Origin of the sequence: Streptomyces sp. TLI_105 (genome assembly GCF_900105415.1) — a bacterium.
Classification (GTDB): domain Bacteria; phylum Actinomycetota; class Actinomycetes; order Streptomycetales; family Streptomycetaceae; genus Streptomyces.
Window position 1 is genome coordinate 6855805 of sequence record NZ_FNSM01000001.1, and the last position, 13987, is coordinate 6869791.

General features: G+C 75.0%; 10 protein-coding genes. 9 read left to right on the forward strand and 1 reads right to left on the reverse strand.

Annotated elements, in window-relative coordinates; translation table 11 throughout:
* The first annotated feature begins 101 nt into the window (after positions 1-101).
* From BLW86_RS31390 to BLW86_RS31410, 5 genes are all read left to right on the forward strand, one after another.
* Positions 102-812: a GntR family transcriptional regulator gene (locus BLW86_RS31390; RefSeq protein WP_093877153.1), complete on the forward strand. Its 711-nt coding sequence runs from the start codon at positions 102-104 to the stop codon at positions 810-812.
* A gap of 88 nt (positions 813-900) precedes the next feature.
* Positions 901-2445: a hypothetical protein gene (locus BLW86_RS31395; RefSeq protein WP_093877154.1), complete on the forward strand. Its 1545-nt coding sequence runs from the start codon at positions 901-903 to the stop codon at positions 2443-2445.
* Positions 2442-3038, forward strand: coding sequence for a hypothetical protein (locus BLW86_RS42195; protein WP_177181798.1), 597 nt, complete (start codon positions 2442-2444; stop codon positions 3036-3038). The genes BLW86_RS31395 and BLW86_RS42195 overlap by 4 nt, the downstream gene beginning before the upstream one ends.
* Positions 3035-3937: a hypothetical protein gene (locus BLW86_RS31405; RefSeq protein ID WP_093877155.1), complete on the forward strand. Its 903-nt coding sequence runs from the start codon at positions 3035-3037 to the stop codon at positions 3935-3937. Before BLW86_RS42195 ends, BLW86_RS31405 begins: the two co-directional genes overlap by 4 nt.
* A gap of 73 nt (positions 3938-4010) precedes the next feature.
* On the forward strand, positions 4011-8687 hold the full coding sequence (locus BLW86_RS31410) for a hypothetical protein (RefSeq protein WP_093877156.1): 4677 nt from the start codon (positions 4011-4013) through the stop codon (positions 8685-8687).
* Between the two features lie 123 nt (positions 8688-8810).
* Here BLW86_RS31410 and BLW86_RS31415 read toward each other — a convergent pair whose 3' ends face one another.
* Positions 8811-9179: a hypothetical protein gene (locus BLW86_RS31415; protein WP_256341479.1), complete on the reverse strand. Its 369-nt coding sequence runs from the start codon at positions 9177-9179 to the stop codon at positions 8811-8813.
* A 437-nt stretch (positions 9180-9616) separates the two neighbouring features.
* On the opposite strand from BLW86_RS31415, the gene BLW86_RS31420 reads away from it, so the two are divergent.
* The 4 genes from BLW86_RS31420 to BLW86_RS31435 are packed head-to-tail and all read left to right on the forward strand — an operon-like array spanning position 9617 to position 13961.
* Positions 9617-12493: a sensor histidine kinase gene (locus BLW86_RS31420; RefSeq protein WP_093877157.1), complete on the forward strand. Its 2877-nt coding sequence runs from the start codon at positions 9617-9619 to the stop codon at positions 12491-12493.
* Complete coding sequence (locus BLW86_RS31425) at positions 12490-12939, forward strand: roadblock/LC7 domain-containing protein (RefSeq protein ID WP_030691332.1); 450 nt, start codon at positions 12490-12492, stop codon at positions 12937-12939. Before BLW86_RS31420 ends, BLW86_RS31425 begins: the two co-directional genes overlap by 4 nt.
* A 10-nt stretch (positions 12940-12949) precedes the next feature.
* Complete coding sequence (locus BLW86_RS31430; protein ID WP_093877158.1) at positions 12950-13375, forward strand: DUF742 domain-containing protein; 426 nt, start codon at positions 12950-12952, stop codon at positions 13373-13375.
* Entirely contained in the window at positions 13356-13961 is a 606-nt protein-coding gene (locus BLW86_RS31435) for a GTP-binding protein (protein ID WP_093877159.1), read from the forward strand. The genes BLW86_RS31430 and BLW86_RS31435 overlap by 20 nt, the downstream gene beginning before the upstream one ends.
* Positions 13962-13987: the final 26 nt, after the last annotated feature.

The window sequence follows — 13987 nt, forward strand, 5'->3', positions numbered from 1 at the left end:
AACGATCCGACAAGAGTCGTGTTGTCGCTTCCCCGTTTCTGCGGTTGACTCGGCCGTCCCGCGGTCGACCCGGCCGGGGACGACGGAAGGGGCGAGGCGCTGTGGACGTGAGCGGGACCGGCGGGCTGACGGACGATCGCGTGCTGCTCGGACGCACGAGCACGGCCGAGCGGGTCGCGGACATCCTGCGCACCCGGATCGCGGAGGGCTACTTCCCGCCCGGCGCCCGGCTCTCCGAGGAGAGCATCGGCGGCGCCCTCGGTGTGTCCCGCAACACACTCCGCGAGGCCTTCCGGCTCCTCACCCACGAGCGCCTGCTCGTCCACGAACTCAACCGGGGCGTCTTCGTCCGCGTCCTGGCCGTGGGTGACGTGGACGACATCTACCGCACCCGGCGGCTCGTCGAGTGCGCCGTCGTACGGGGCCTGGGGCAGCCGCCGTTCGCCGTCGAAGGCCTCGCCGCCGCCGTCGCCGAGGGCGAGGCCGCGGCCCGCGCCGACGACTGGACGGGCGTCTCCACGGCCAACATCCACTTCCACCGCGAACTCGTCGCCCTCGCCGGCAGCGCCCGTACCGACGAGCTGATGCGCGGCGTCCTCGCCGAACTCCGCCTCGCCTTCCACGTCGTCGACGACCCGCGCGCCCTGCACGAGCCCTATCTCCGGAGGAACCGGGAGATTCTGGACGCCCTGCGCGTCGGTGAACGGGCCTCGGCGGAGCGACTCCTCGCCCGCTACCTCGACGACTCCCGCACCCGGGTCGCCGCCGCCTACGCCCAGGCCGTCGACGATCCGACGGGCCCCACCGGCTGACGGCAGAGCCCGTACGAGGCTACCGAGAGGGCCGGTCGTATCTGCGCCGTTTCGACCGTTGTCAGGGTGAGGACCTAATCTGTGCACCGTGACTTCGCCTGCCTCGACGGACCTCGCTCCGCCCCAGCTCAGCGCGGGGCCGCGCCCCGCGCAGGGCCCGGCCGCCGACGAAGGGCTCGCGCGGCGGCTCCGCGCGCTCGCGTGCACCGCCCCGCTGCACGACCTCGACGCGCGCAAGGCGAACCTGGCCGGCGAGTACACGGTCTACGCGATGGCCGAGGTGGCCCTCGCCGCGATCGACCTCATCACGCTGAACATGGACTTCGACACCGGCGCCGACCACGAGCAGATCGTCGCCCGCCTGCTGCCCCGCGTCGCCGCCCAGGCACCCACCCGCCCCGCCGCCGAGCACGAGCGCGTCGCCCGCTGGGTCCTGGAGAACCTGATCAACGTCGGCAGCGTCGACCGCGGCTTCCGCGCCGTCTACGGCACCTTCGGCACCGACGGCGTCTACGTCCGCCGGGACTACGACTTCAAGCTCATCGAAGAGGTCCCGGGCTACGGCGGAGGGGTCTACCTCCGCACCACCGACGAAGCGGTCAACGTCCTGGTCGGAGCCCTCGACACCGACGTCACCAGCGCCCAGATCGCCGCCGAGGTGAAGCTGGAGGTCCTCATCAACCGGGGCCGCCTGGCCGACGCCCAGCTCGCCGCCGAGCAGGCGCGCTACCGGACCGTGCAGTACGCCGAGACCCTCCGCAAGACCCTGGAGGCCACCCGGCGCAACGTCCGCGCCGTCGACTGGCTCCACACCGTCCCCGACATGATCGCCGAGGCGCTCGACCACGTGGCCGACCGCTACCGCCACGAGAACGCGATCCTCACCAACATCCGCAAGGCCCGCGACGAGGCCGAGGCCACGAACGACGCGAAGACCGCGGAGCACAAGCGGCGCGCCGCCGAGCTGGTCGACATAGTCAAGGACTGCATCCGCCGCCACACCCAGCTCCAGTCCCGCCTCCTCGAAGCCGGGCCCCTCTTCCGCGCCGAGCAGGACCGGCAGGCCTTCGCCGCCCCCACCGCGTACACCGGACTCGATCTGTACGGTCAGCTGGTCGCCCCCGTCCTGCCGCTCCCCGTCGAACGGGCCACCCGCGTCACCGACGCCTTCTTCGCCCACGGCACCGGACTGCGCACCCCCGCCTCCGTCCGCCTCGGCGACCTCGTCGACCTGCTCCTCACCCCGCCCGTCGAGCGCGAGCACCTCGGCGCGGAGATGCCCGAGCCCGACCTCATCGCCACCCCCGACGACTCCCGCTTCAGCGAGGAGCAGCTCGCGAGCGCCATGCGCCTGCTCGACCTGGAGCACGACGCCCCGCGCCGCCTCTCCGGCCTGCTCGCCGAGGCCCGCCGCCTCGACCCCGACCTTCCGTACCTCGTCGCCCTCCTCGCCGTCCACGCCGCGAGCCCCCCGGTCGGCACCGCCTACCGCCAGGGCGAGGAGCGCCTCCTCTTCGCCGTCGACGACGGCACCCCGCTCGACGACCCCGAGTTCGGGGGCGCCGACCTCATCGTCGGTACGGCGATGCTCGACGCGGCGGGCATGGCCGCGGACCGCACGGAGGCCTCGTGACCCTCGTCCCCCCGGCCCCGACGTCCGCCCCCGACTCCGGCCTCCCTGACGCACCGGCCCCCACCGACGGGCCCGCTCCGCTGCCGGAGCCCGAGGCCGTCCGCGAGTCGGCGCCGACGCCCGAGTCGGAGTCCGAGCCCGTACCGGAGCGCGAGCCCGAGCCCGAGCCCGAGCCCGTACGAGAGTCCGCGCCGGAGCCCGAGTCCGTCCGCGAGTCGGCGCCGACGCCCGAGTCGGAGTCCGAGCCCGTCCGCGAGTCGGCGCTGACGCCCGGAGCGGAGTCCGAGCCCGTCCGCGAGACCGCGCCGGCACCCGTGCCCGTACCCGAGCCCGACCGGGAGGCGCCCGCGGTCGTCGGACGGCCGCGGTTCGGGACCGTGTCGGTGCCGGAGCCGGCCCGCACGCCGCCCGCGCGGCGCCGGGACCTGCCGTCCGTGCGCGCCGTGCGGCTCACGGACGAACCGCCCGCGCCCGCCGACCGCCCCGGCCCCGCCGCCGCACCGGCGTCCGTCACCCCCGTCCCGCTGCCCGTACCCCGCCCCGCCCCCCGCGCCGTACCGACCGAGAGCCGTACCGAGGAGCCCCAGCCGTGAGCGAAACCCACGCCGAGTACACCGACGCGTGGAGCGAGCAGGAGCCCCCGCAGCCCCCGGCCGCGTCCACCGCCTCCGCCGTCACCCCCGCGGACGCCGCCGACGCCGCCCGGCTCGTCTCCTTCGGCCTCCAGCCCAAGCTGCTCCCGGCCCGCGACGCCGAGTACACCGAGCTCCTGCGCCGCTACCGCGAGGACCCCGCCTTCGCGCGCCTCGCCGACGCCGTCGCCACCGGCCTCGGACTCGTCGTCCTGGAGGTGTCCCCGCGCGCGGGGATGGCCGTCACCGCGGGCGAGGACTCCGTCTTCGCCGTCCGCATGGGCGACTACGCCCGCCGCGCCTCCACGGACTCCGCCGACCGGTTCCTGCACGGCCTCGCCCACCTCGCGGTCGCCGCCATGGCCTTCCCCCGCCCCGAGGACCTCGCCGACGACGCGTACATCGGCCGGCTCACCGTCAACGGCGTCGACGCCTTCGTACGCCAGGCCTGTCTGCGCCTGGAGCAGCGCGCCGAGGAGCAGGGGGAGAACACCGACCCGGCCTCCGACGCCCCCGGCCTGGAGGCCGCCTGGCGGATCTACGCCCGCCGCAGCGCCACCGGAGCCACCAAGGACGCCCGCCGCCTCGCCGGTTCCACCACCGGCATCGTCGGCAAGGCCGCCGCCTTCCTCACCGACTCCGGCTTCCTCCAGCGCACCGGCGACGAGGGCGGCGGCTCCTACCGCACCACCGCCCGCTACCAGCTCCAGGTCCGCGACATGGCCGGCTCCGCCGCCATGGCCGAGCTCCTCGACCTCGGCGTCGTCCCCGTCAGCGACGGCTCCGCGACCCTCCTGCCGCCGCCCGAGGGCGACGACCTGGAACTCGCCGCCGACGCCGGCCTTCCGTTCCATGCGTGACCGCCCCGCGTAACTCCCCGCGCAACCGACCTTCCTGAGCACGACGAGCACGAGAGCACGAGAGTCCCTCGCCATGTACGAGCTGTCCCGGGTCCGCCTCTACTCCATCGGTCCCGCCGGTGCGCGCTACGCCGACACCGTCCTGGACCTGCGCGGAGTCGGCGCGCCCGTGCCCCACCCCGCCCCCACCCAGGCGGAGTTCTTCGAGGATGAGCCGGTCGGCCCGCCGCGCCGCCCGGCCCCCGCGGGCGTGCTCTTCCTGGAGAACGGCGGCGGCAAGTCCGTCCTCCTCAAGCTGATCTTCTCCGTCATGCTCCCCGGCCACCGCAACACCCTCGGCGGCGCCAGCTCCGGCGTGCTGCGCAAGTTCCTCCTGGCCGACGACTGCGGCCACGTGGCCCTGGAGTGGCAGCACACCCTCACCGGCGAACTCGTCGTCGTCGGCAAGGCCAGCGAGTGGCGCGGCCGCCAGGTCTCGAACGACCCGCGGAAGTTCGCCGAGGCCTGGTACTCCTTCCGTCCCGGCCCCGGACTCAGCCTGGACAACCTCCCCGTCGCCGAGGCGACCTCCGTCCGACCGCCCGTCGAGGGCGCCTCCGGCGCCACCGGCCGCCGCCGCACCATGAAGGGCTTCCGCGACGCGCTCACCGAGGCCGGGAAGGCGTACCCGCACCTGGAGGTGGTCTGGGAGGAGATCCACGACCGCTGGAACGAGCACCTCGGCGACCTCGGACTCGACCCCGAACTCTTCCGCTACCAGCGCGAGATGAACGCCGACGAGGGCGAGGCCGCCGGCCTCTTCGCGGTCAAGAAGGACTCCGACTTCACCGACCTGCTGCTGCGCGCCGTCACCGACACCCGCGACACCGACGGCCTCGCGGACCTCGTCGGCGGCTTCGGCAACAAGCTCGGCCGCCGCGCCGAGCTGACCGCCGAGCGCGACTTCACGGCCGGCTCCGTCGACCTCCTCGGCCGGATCGTCGAGGCCGCCGGAACCCGTGCCCACGCGCGCGAGGTCCACACGGGCGCCGAGCGCCGCACCCGCACGCTCGCCCGCCGGCTCTCCGCCCGCGCCGCCGAGGAGCGCGGCCGCGCCGCCGAACTCGCCCAGCAGGTCACCTCGGCCGGGCACGCCGTCGCCGAGGCCGAGACCGCCCGTGGCCGCAGCTCCCTCATCGCCGCCGAACTCGCCTACCGGCACGCCTCCCTGGCGCTGACCGCCGCCGAGAAGGGCGCCGCCGCCCAGCGCCGCGAACTCACCGACGCCCGCACCCTGCACTCCGCCTGGCAGGCGGCCGAGGCGGTGCTGCGCCACCGGGCCGCCGGCGACCGCTCCGCGCGCGTGGCCGCCGCCATCCGCGAGGCCGAGCGCGACGCCGCCCCCGCCCTGGCCGCCCGCGCCAAGGCCGCCGCCGATCTCGTACGGGCCCTCGCCGCCGCCGCCGAGGAGGGCGAGCGCCACGCGGCGGAGGAGGAGGAACGCTCCACCGCCCTCCAGGACGCGAGCGAGACCGCCCACCGGGACGCCACCGCCGCCGCCACCGAGGCCCAGCGGGCCCGCAGCGAGGCCGGCCACCTGCGCCAGCGGCTCGCCGAGGTCGAGCAGGAGACCGCCGAGGCCGTCCGGGCCGGCTGGCTCGACGACACCGCCCCGGACGCCGACCCGGCCCGCGCCGCCCTCGCCGCGAGCGACGCCGAGAAGACGACGGTCGCCGCCTGGGACACGGCCCGCGAGGCCGCCCGCACCGCGGCCGAGCGCGCGCGCGAGGCCGCCGGCGCCGAGTCCCGCGCCGAACTCGCCGCCGCCCGCGCCGCGGACGCCGCCGAGGCCGCCGGGAACGCCTACGACGCGGAGCGCCGCGCCGCCGAGTCCCTCGCCTCCGAGGAGCGCCTCGCCGAACTCCTGAGCCTGCCGTCCTCCGGCTCCCCGCTCCCGGGTCAGCGCGCCGCCGCCGGCCCCGGCCCCGGCGCCGAGGCTCCCGAGGAGGAGGCGGGCGCCGGGACGGCGCCCCAGGGCCCGCTCACCGTCACCGAGTTCGACCGGTACGCCGACGAGCTGCGCGGCCTGCTCGACCAGGCCGTCGCCTCCGCCGAGAGCCGGCTCTTCGAGCTGCGCACCGCCGCCGCCGACGACTCCCGCATCCTCGGCGCCCTCGGCGACGGCGGCCTGCTGCCGCCCGGCCCCGACGTCCTCGCCACCGTCGAGTACCTCGGCGAGCACGGCATCCCCGCCCTCCCCGGCTGGCGCTACCTCGCCCAGGCCGTCGACCCGGCCGACCACGCGCGCGTACTCGCCGCCCGCCCCGAGCTCGTCGACGGCGTGGTGATCACCGACCCCGTCTCGTACGGACGCGCCCGCGAGATCCTCGGCACCGCCGCCCTGCTGCCCCGCTCCGCCGTCGCCGTCGGAACCGCCGCCGCCCTGCTCGCCCCCGTACCCGCGAGGGAATCGGCCGAGGACACCGGTGTCTTCCTCGTACCGCCGAACCCGGCCATGCACGACGAGCACGCGGCCGACGAGGAGCGGCACGCGCTGCGCGCCCGCGCCACCGCCCGCGACGAGGAGATCCGCACCCTCGCCGGCCGCCTCGCCGGCGACCGCTCCCTCGCCTCCCGGATCGGCGCCTGGCGCGCCGACTGCCCCTTCGGGATGCTCGCCGAGCTCGCGTCCGTCGCCACGACCGCCCGCGAGACGGCCGAGGCCGCGGCCGCCGCCCTCGACGAGGCCCGCACGGCCCGTACGGAGGCCGACGAGGCCGCCGCCGAGGCCGCCCGGCTCCGGGACGAGCGCCAGGAGGCCGCCCAGCGGGCCCGCCGGGTCGCCGACGCGCTCGCGGGTCTCGCGTTCCGACTGCGCGAGCGGTCCGCCTGGCAGGCGAAGCTCCGCGAGCTCGCCGACGACGCCACCGAGGCCGAGGCCCGCGCCCAGACCTGCCTGGAGCGCGCCCGCGCCGCCGACGAGGACCGCCGCGCGGCCCAGCGCGCCGCCGACGACGCCCACCGCACCGCCCGCGCCCTGCGGGCCGAGCGCGCCGAGATCGCCGGCGCCCCCGACACCCTCCCCGAGGAGGACCCGGCCGCACCCCGCACCGCGCTCCCCACCCTCCGCGAGGCCTACCGGGCCGCGTCCCAGCTGTACGAGAAGGTGGGCGTCGGCGCCGACCTGCGCGCCGAGCAGGCCCGCGCCGAGAGCGACGAGTCCGCCGCCCTCGCCGAGCTCGACCGCCTCACCAACAAGGTCCGCACCCGCGCCGAACAGCTCCTCGAGTCCACCGACGGCGCCGACGGCCCCTCCCGGCAGGCGGCCGTCGCCCGCGCCGAGGCCCTGGTCCAGATGCTGGAGACCCGCGCCTCGGAGGCGAGCGAGAAGCTCGGCCGGCTCCGAGGCGAGGCCGAGCGCCTGGCCCCCGAGGACGGCGAGGCGCACACCGAGCTGCCCGAGGAGCTGGTCCCCGCCGACGCCGAGCGGGCCCAGGCCCTGCTCCGTACCGCGACCGCCGAACTCGCCTCCCGCACCGACGCCCTGGAGGCGGCGCGGGCCGCCCACGCCGGACTGCTCCGGGACCACCGGGCCGCCGAGGACGCGGCCGGCGGCTTCGACGAGACGGCGGCCCTGCTGCGCGACCTGCTCCGCGACCACGCGGACGAGGAGCGGGAGGAGGCCGAGCCGTACCCGGGCAGCCTGGAGGAGGCCCGCACGACGGCCGCCGAGGCACGCCGCGCCCTGCGCGCCTGCACCGCCGAGCTGTCCGCCGCGGACGCCGCCGTGCGCGAGGCGAGCGACATCCTCGTCCGGCACGCCAACTCCACCCGCTACGAGCAGGTCCGCACCCCCGCCCGCCAGCAGATCCGCGAACTGCCGGCGTCCGCGCTGCCCGAGCACGCCGCCAAGTGGGCCGAGGCCTTCGCGCCCCGGCTGCGGGTCCTCACCGACGAGCTGGAGCAGCTGGAACGCAACCGGGACTCGATCGTGGACCGGCTGCGGGGCCTCGTGGAGTCCGCGCTCGCGACGCTCCGCTCCGCCCAGCGGCTCTCCCGGCTCCCCGAGGGCCTCGGCGAGTGGTCGGGCCAGGAGTTCCTCCGCATCCGCTTCGAGGAGCCCGACCAGGCCACGCTCGCCGAGCGGCTCGGCGAGGTCGTCGACGAGGCGACCCGCGCCGCCGTCAGGAAGAACTCCGACCTGCGGCGCGACGGCATGTCCCTGCTCCTCAGGGGCGTCCAGGCGGCGCTCGAACCCAAGGGCGTCTCGGTCGAGATCCTCAAGCCGGACGCGGTGCTGCGCGCCGAGCGCGTCCCCGTCGGGCAGATGGGCGACGTCTTCTCCGGCGGCCAGCTGCTCACCGCGGCCATCGCCCTGTACTGCACGATGGCGGCGCTCCGCTCCAACGACCGGGGCCGCGACAAGCACCGGCACGCGGGCACGCTGTTCCTCGACAACCCGATCGGCCGCGCCAACGCCACGTACCTCCTGGAGCTCCAGCGGGCCGTGTCGGACGCGCTGGGCGTCCAGCTCCTCTACACGACGGGCCTGTTCGACACGACCGCGCTCGCCGAGTTCCCGCTGGTGATCCGGCTGCGCAACGACGCGGACCTGCGGGCCGGACTGAAGTACATCAGCGTGGAGGAGCACCTGCGCCCCGGGCTTCCGCAGCCGGCCGCGGAGGGGGAGACGATCCACGGCGAGATCACGGCGACGCGGATGTTCCGCCGCCACCAGTCCGACGACGCGCCTCCGGCGGACGAGGCGTAGTCCCGGTCGTACGACGGCGAAGCGGCCCGGCCCCCAGCAGGGGACCGGGCCGCTCACCGTTGTTCAGGCCGCTTCGGCCTCGCTCACGCCGCTTCGGCCTCGCTCAGGCCGCCTCGGCGTCGCTCACGCCGCTTCGGACAGCGGTGCCGTCTCCGCCCGGTCCTCGTCGCGCCGTGTCCGGATCGGCGGACGTGCCGTGCTGCTCGGCTCCGACACCACGCCGTTGCGCTGACGCCACACCTGACGGGTGATCCAGACGTCGAGAACGCTCCAGGTGGCCACGACCGTCGACGCCACCGCGGTGACCGTCACCGGAAACGCCAGCCACGCGCCCGCGACCGTACAGAAGAAGGCCACCACGGCCTGGACGAGTGTCACCGACGTGATCATCACGGCCCGCACGGCGGCGTTGCGCACCGGATCGGGCATCCGCCGTCGGCCCCGCTCCTCCTCCACCCACAACTGCCGCGCCGACCGCGCCTCGTGTTCCATTGTCCCGTCACTCCCCACCACTGAACGACCTCAGGGTCGGCTGCCCGTCTTGAGCGCCTTTACACGGACAGAACCCTCCCCGTTCCTATTGACGCACGTGAGAGGGAAAAGGTTTCGCTCGGGCGGGGGCGAACGAAGCCCGCGCATCGGCGGAACGGACAGTTCCAGCCATCCAGGCAGGCCGGAGAAATGGCACACCATCAGGTGTCCTACGCCACAGTGGTCAATCCCAACTCCAGCAATACCAGGACATCTCATGATCAAGACTCACTCGACAGGCTGAAAATCGCCCGGACATGCCTTCGGAATGGCCGTGATGCAGTAGTAGGCTCGCGCCGCCGTTTGTTGAAATTCAAGGTTGACGCCGCGTGTTGACGCCGGTGGTCACGAACGTGAAGGTTCCCCGTGGCGCAACGGGGGCCGAGCTGGGGGAGGCCATGCGCTTTCGCGGGAAGTCCATCCGCAGGAAGATCGTGGCGTTGCTGCTCGTACCGCTCGTCTCCCTCACCGGCCTGTGGGGTTTCGCCACGGTCCTGACGGGCCGCGAGGCCGACCAGCTCCTCGACGTCGGCTACATCGTCGACAAGGTCGGCTACCCCCTGGAGGACACCGCCCGGGTCATCCAGATCGAACGCCGGCAGTCGCTCCTCTACCTCGCCGATCCGCGCGGCTCCAACGCCCTCGCCTCCCTGCGCGAGACCCGCCGCGCCACCGACCGGCAGATCGCCCGCATCCGCGCCAACGCCGCCGACCCCGGCGTGCGCGAGGAGATGCGGCCCGTCACCACCCAGCGGCTCAACTCCCTCCTCGACGCGCTCGACGGCCTCGCCTCGCTGCGCCGCTCCGTCGAAGCCCGCGGCATCGGCCGCATGCAGGCCCTCGAGTTCTACAACCGGCTCGTCGACCCCTGCTACAGCTTCCTCATCACCCTCCACGCCCTCGAGAACGTGGAGATGGACAAGCAGGGCCGCGCCCTCGTCGGCGTCACGCGCGCGCGGGAGCTGCTCTCCCGCGAGGACGCCCTCGTCCTCTCCGCGCTCGTCGCGGACCGCGTCACCTCCGAGGAGATACGCGCGATATCCGACCTCGTCGCCAACCGCGTGGCGTTCTACGAGGTCAACCTCGAACTCCTGCCCGCCGCCGAGCGCGAGCGCTTCGAGAGGTACTGGCGCAGCCCCGACACCCAGCCGCTGCGCACCGCCGAGAACGCGATCATCGAAGAGGGCCCCACCGACAGCCCCCGCGCCATCACCGCCGAGCGCTGGCAGGACCAGGCGAGCCCCGTCCTCGACGACCTCGCCCGCGAGAACACCGCCGCCGGCGACCGCTACCAGGAGCGCGTCCAGCCCGCCGCGTACAGCGTCCTCCTCAAGGTCGGCGTCGCCGGCGTCCTCGGCTTCCTCGCCCTGCTCGCCTCGATCGTCATCTCCGTCCGCATCGGCCGCGAACTCATCCGCGACCTGCGCCGCCTGCAGAAGGAGGCCCAGGAGGTCTCCGGCGTCCGGCTGCCCAGCGTCATGCGCCGCCTCGCCGCCGGCGAGCAGGTCGACGTCGGGACCGAGGTGCCCCACCTGCGGTACGGGGAGGACGAGGTCGGCCAGGTCGGCCAGGCCCTCAACACCCTCCAGCGCGCCGCCGTCGAGGCCGCCGTCAAGCAGGCGGAACTGCGCCGCGGCGTCTCCGAGGTGTTCGTCAACCTCGCCCGCCGCAACCAGGTCCTGCTCCACCGCCAGCTGACCCTCCTCGACACCATGGAGCGGCGCACCGAGGACACCGACGAGCTGGCCGACCTCTTCCGCCTCGACCACCTCACCACCCGCATGCGCAGGCACGCCGAGGGCCTCGTCATCCTGTCCGGCGCGGCCCCCTCCCGCCAGTGGCGCAAGCCCGTCCAGCTGATGGACGTCGTCCGCGCCGCCGTCGCCGAGGTCGAGGACTACGAGCGGATCGAGGTGCGCCGCCTGCCCCGCCTCGGCGTGGGCGGCCCCGCCGTCGCGGACCTCACCCACCTCATCGCCGAACTCCTCGAGAACGCCACGGTGTACTCGCCCCCGCACACCGCCGTCCAGGTCCTCGGCGAGCGGGTCGCCAACGGCTTCACCCTGGAGATCCACGACCGCGGCCTCGGCATGAACCCCGACGCCCTGCTCGACGCCAACCTCCGGCTGGCCGAGACCCCCGAGTTCGAACTCTCGGACACCGACCGGCTCGGCCTCTTCGTCGTCAGCCGGCTCGCCCAGCGCCAGAACGTCCGGGTCTCGCTCCAGACCTCCCCGTACGGCGGGACCACCGCGGTCGTCTTCATCCCGGCCGCCCTGCTCACCGACGCGCCCGAGACCCAGGGCGCCGGATTCCGGCTCGACCGCAAGACCCTGGAGCGCCCGGGCCGGACCGACGACGCGTCCGCCGACGGCGGCGCCCTGCCCACCCGCAGGCCGGCCCTCACGAAGGTCCCCGACGTGACCGAGGCGCCCGGACCGCTGGACGGCCCCGTCGAGCTGGAGGCACCGCTCGGCACCGAGGACTTCGACGGCCTCCTCGACCGGTCCGCGGACCTCCTCGACAGCGACAGCGAGCGCGGCGGCCTCTTCCGGCGCCGCACCGGACTCGCGCCGGCCGGCGAGCAGCACGAGCAGGCCCCGGACCGGACGACGGGCCGCGGCGAGCAGGACGCGCCCGCCGACGGCACGCGCCTCGGCCCCGTGCAGCTGCCGCGCCGCCGCACCCCCACGCTCGTCGTGGACCACGGCCGCCGCCTCGACGAGCCGGACGGCGCCCACGCCCAGGCCGACCGCGCGCACCCGCAGCCGGGCCGCGCCCACGCCCAGGCCGACCGCACCCAGCCGCAGCCGGACCGCGCGCATCCGCAGGAGCACCGGGCGGACTTCCCGCAGGACGATCGGCGCGGAGTCCGGCCGGGCGACCGGCCGGGACACCCGCACGGCGACGGGCGGGGCAGCCTGCCGGGGCCGGGCGCCGGTCCCCTCCTCGTGCCCGTACCACCGGAGGGTTCCGTGCCGCCGGAGAACCCGGAGCCGTTCGGCGGCCTGCCCCGCCGCGTCCGCCAGGCCAGCCTCGCGCCCCAGCTGCGCGAGGCCGAGGGCCAGGCCGGCCGCGGCGCGGGAACCCGCGCCGACGCCCGTACGGGCACCGGAGCACAGTCCGAGGGGCCCGACTCCTTCGAGCGCGACGCCGAGGAGGTACGCGCCCGCATGGCCGCCATGCAGCGCGGCTGGCAGCGCGGCAGGCGGGACACCACAGAGCCGGACGACCCGACAGCACCAGGAACGACACCCGAGGGGGACGGTCGATGACCGCACCGAACGCCGCAGCACCCAGCACGACCTCCGGACCCGGACGCGGAAACGGCGAGCTGAACTGGCTCCTCGACGAGCTCGTCCAGCGCGTCGGCTCCATCCGCAAGGCCCTGGTGCTCTCCAGCGACGGACTTCCCACCGGCGCCTCCCAGGAGCTCACCCGGGAGGACGGCGAGCACCTCGCCGCCGTGGCCTCCGGCTTCCACAGCCTCGCCAAGGGCGTCGGCCGCCACTTCGAGGCGGGCAAGGTCCGCCAGACGGTCGTCGAGCTGGAGGACGCCTTCCTCTTCGTCACGGCCGCCGGCGACGGCAGCTGCCTCGCGGTGCTCGCGGACGCCGACTCGGACGTCGGCCAGGTCGCCTACGAGATGACGCTGATGGTGAAGCGGGTGGGGGCCCACCTCACGACGGCTCCCCGGACCGGTCTGCCCTCGGGAGGGTGAGTGGGACGGCATGAGTGACGAAGCCGAGCGCAGCCGGCGGGAGCGGGGCCAGACCCCCGGCCCCCACCACTGGTTCGACGACGAGGCGGGGCCGGTGGTCCGTCCGTACGCGATGACCCGCGGCCGGACGAGCGCCGCCACCCGCCACCGGCTCGACCTGATCGCGGTGGTCGTTCCCGAGCCCGCCGCCGACGACCCCGGCCGGGACCAGACGCTCTCCCCGGAACACGTGGAGATCGTCGAACGCTGCTCCGAGCAGCCCCAGTCGATCGCCGAGCTCGCCGCCGGACTCGACCTCCCCGTCGGGGTGGTACGGGTCCTCGTCGGCGATCTCGTCGAGGACGAACTCGTCCATGTGACCCGCCCCGTTCCGCCGGCCGAGCTGCCGGACGTGAGCATCCTTCGCGAGGTGATCAATGGCCTTCGGGCGCTCTAGCCGCAAGAAGCCCTTCGTCGAGCCGGTGACCCTGAAGATCCTCGTCGCAGGCGGGTTCGGGGTCGGCAAGACGACGCTGGTGGGCGCGGTCAGCGAGATCAGACCCCTGCGGACCGAGGAGATCCTCAGCGAGGTGGGGCGGCCCGTCGACGACCTGCACGGCGTCGAGACCAAGACGACCACCACGGTCGCCATGGACTTCGGCCGGATCACCCTCCGCGAGGACCTCGTCCTCTACCTCTTCGGCACCCCGGGGCAGGACCGCTTCTGGTTCCTGTGGGACGAGCTGGCCCAGGGAGCCCTGGGGGCGGTCGTGCTCGCGGACACCCGCCGCCTGGAGGACAGCTTCGCCGCCATCGACTACTTCGAGCGGCGCGGCATCCCGTTCACGGTGGCCGTCAACTGCTTCGAGGGCGCCCAGCGGTTCCCGGCGGAGACCGTGCGCGGCGCGCTCGACCTGGACCCCGAGGTGGAGCTGCTGATGTGCGACGCCCGGGACCGCGAGTCCGTGAAGAACGTCCTCGTGGCGGTCGTCCAGCACGCCCTGGTCCTCGCGGACCGCAGCCCCGCCGCCGTCACGACCTGACCGGACGGGCCGCCTGTCGGGGGTGC

Bases quoted from the DNA above. Each gene is read 5' to 3' on its own strand.
- BLW86_RS31425 (WP_030691332.1), top strand. From the start codon at position 12,490: ATGACCGCACCGAACGCCGCAGCACCCAGCACGACCTCCGGACCCGGA.
- BLW86_RS31410 (WP_093877156.1), top strand. From the start codon at position 4,011: ATGTACGAGCTGTCCCGGGTCCGCCTCTACTCCATCGGTCCCGCCGGT.
- BLW86_RS31415 (WP_256341479.1), bottom strand. From the start codon at position 9,179: ATGGAACACGAGGCGCGGTCGGCGCGGCAGTTGTGGGTGGAGGAGGAG.
- BLW86_RS31420 (WP_093877157.1), top strand. From the start codon at position 9,617: ATGCGCTTTCGCGGGAAGTCCATCCGCAGGAAGATCGTGGCGTTGCTG.
- BLW86_RS31435 (WP_093877159.1), top strand. From the start codon at position 13,356: ATGGCCTTCGGGCGCTCTAGCCGCAAGAAGCCCTTCGTCGAGCCGGTG.
- BLW86_RS31430 (WP_093877158.1), top strand. From the start codon at position 12,950: ATGAGTGACGAAGCCGAGCGCAGCCGGCGGGAGCGGGGCCAGACCCCC.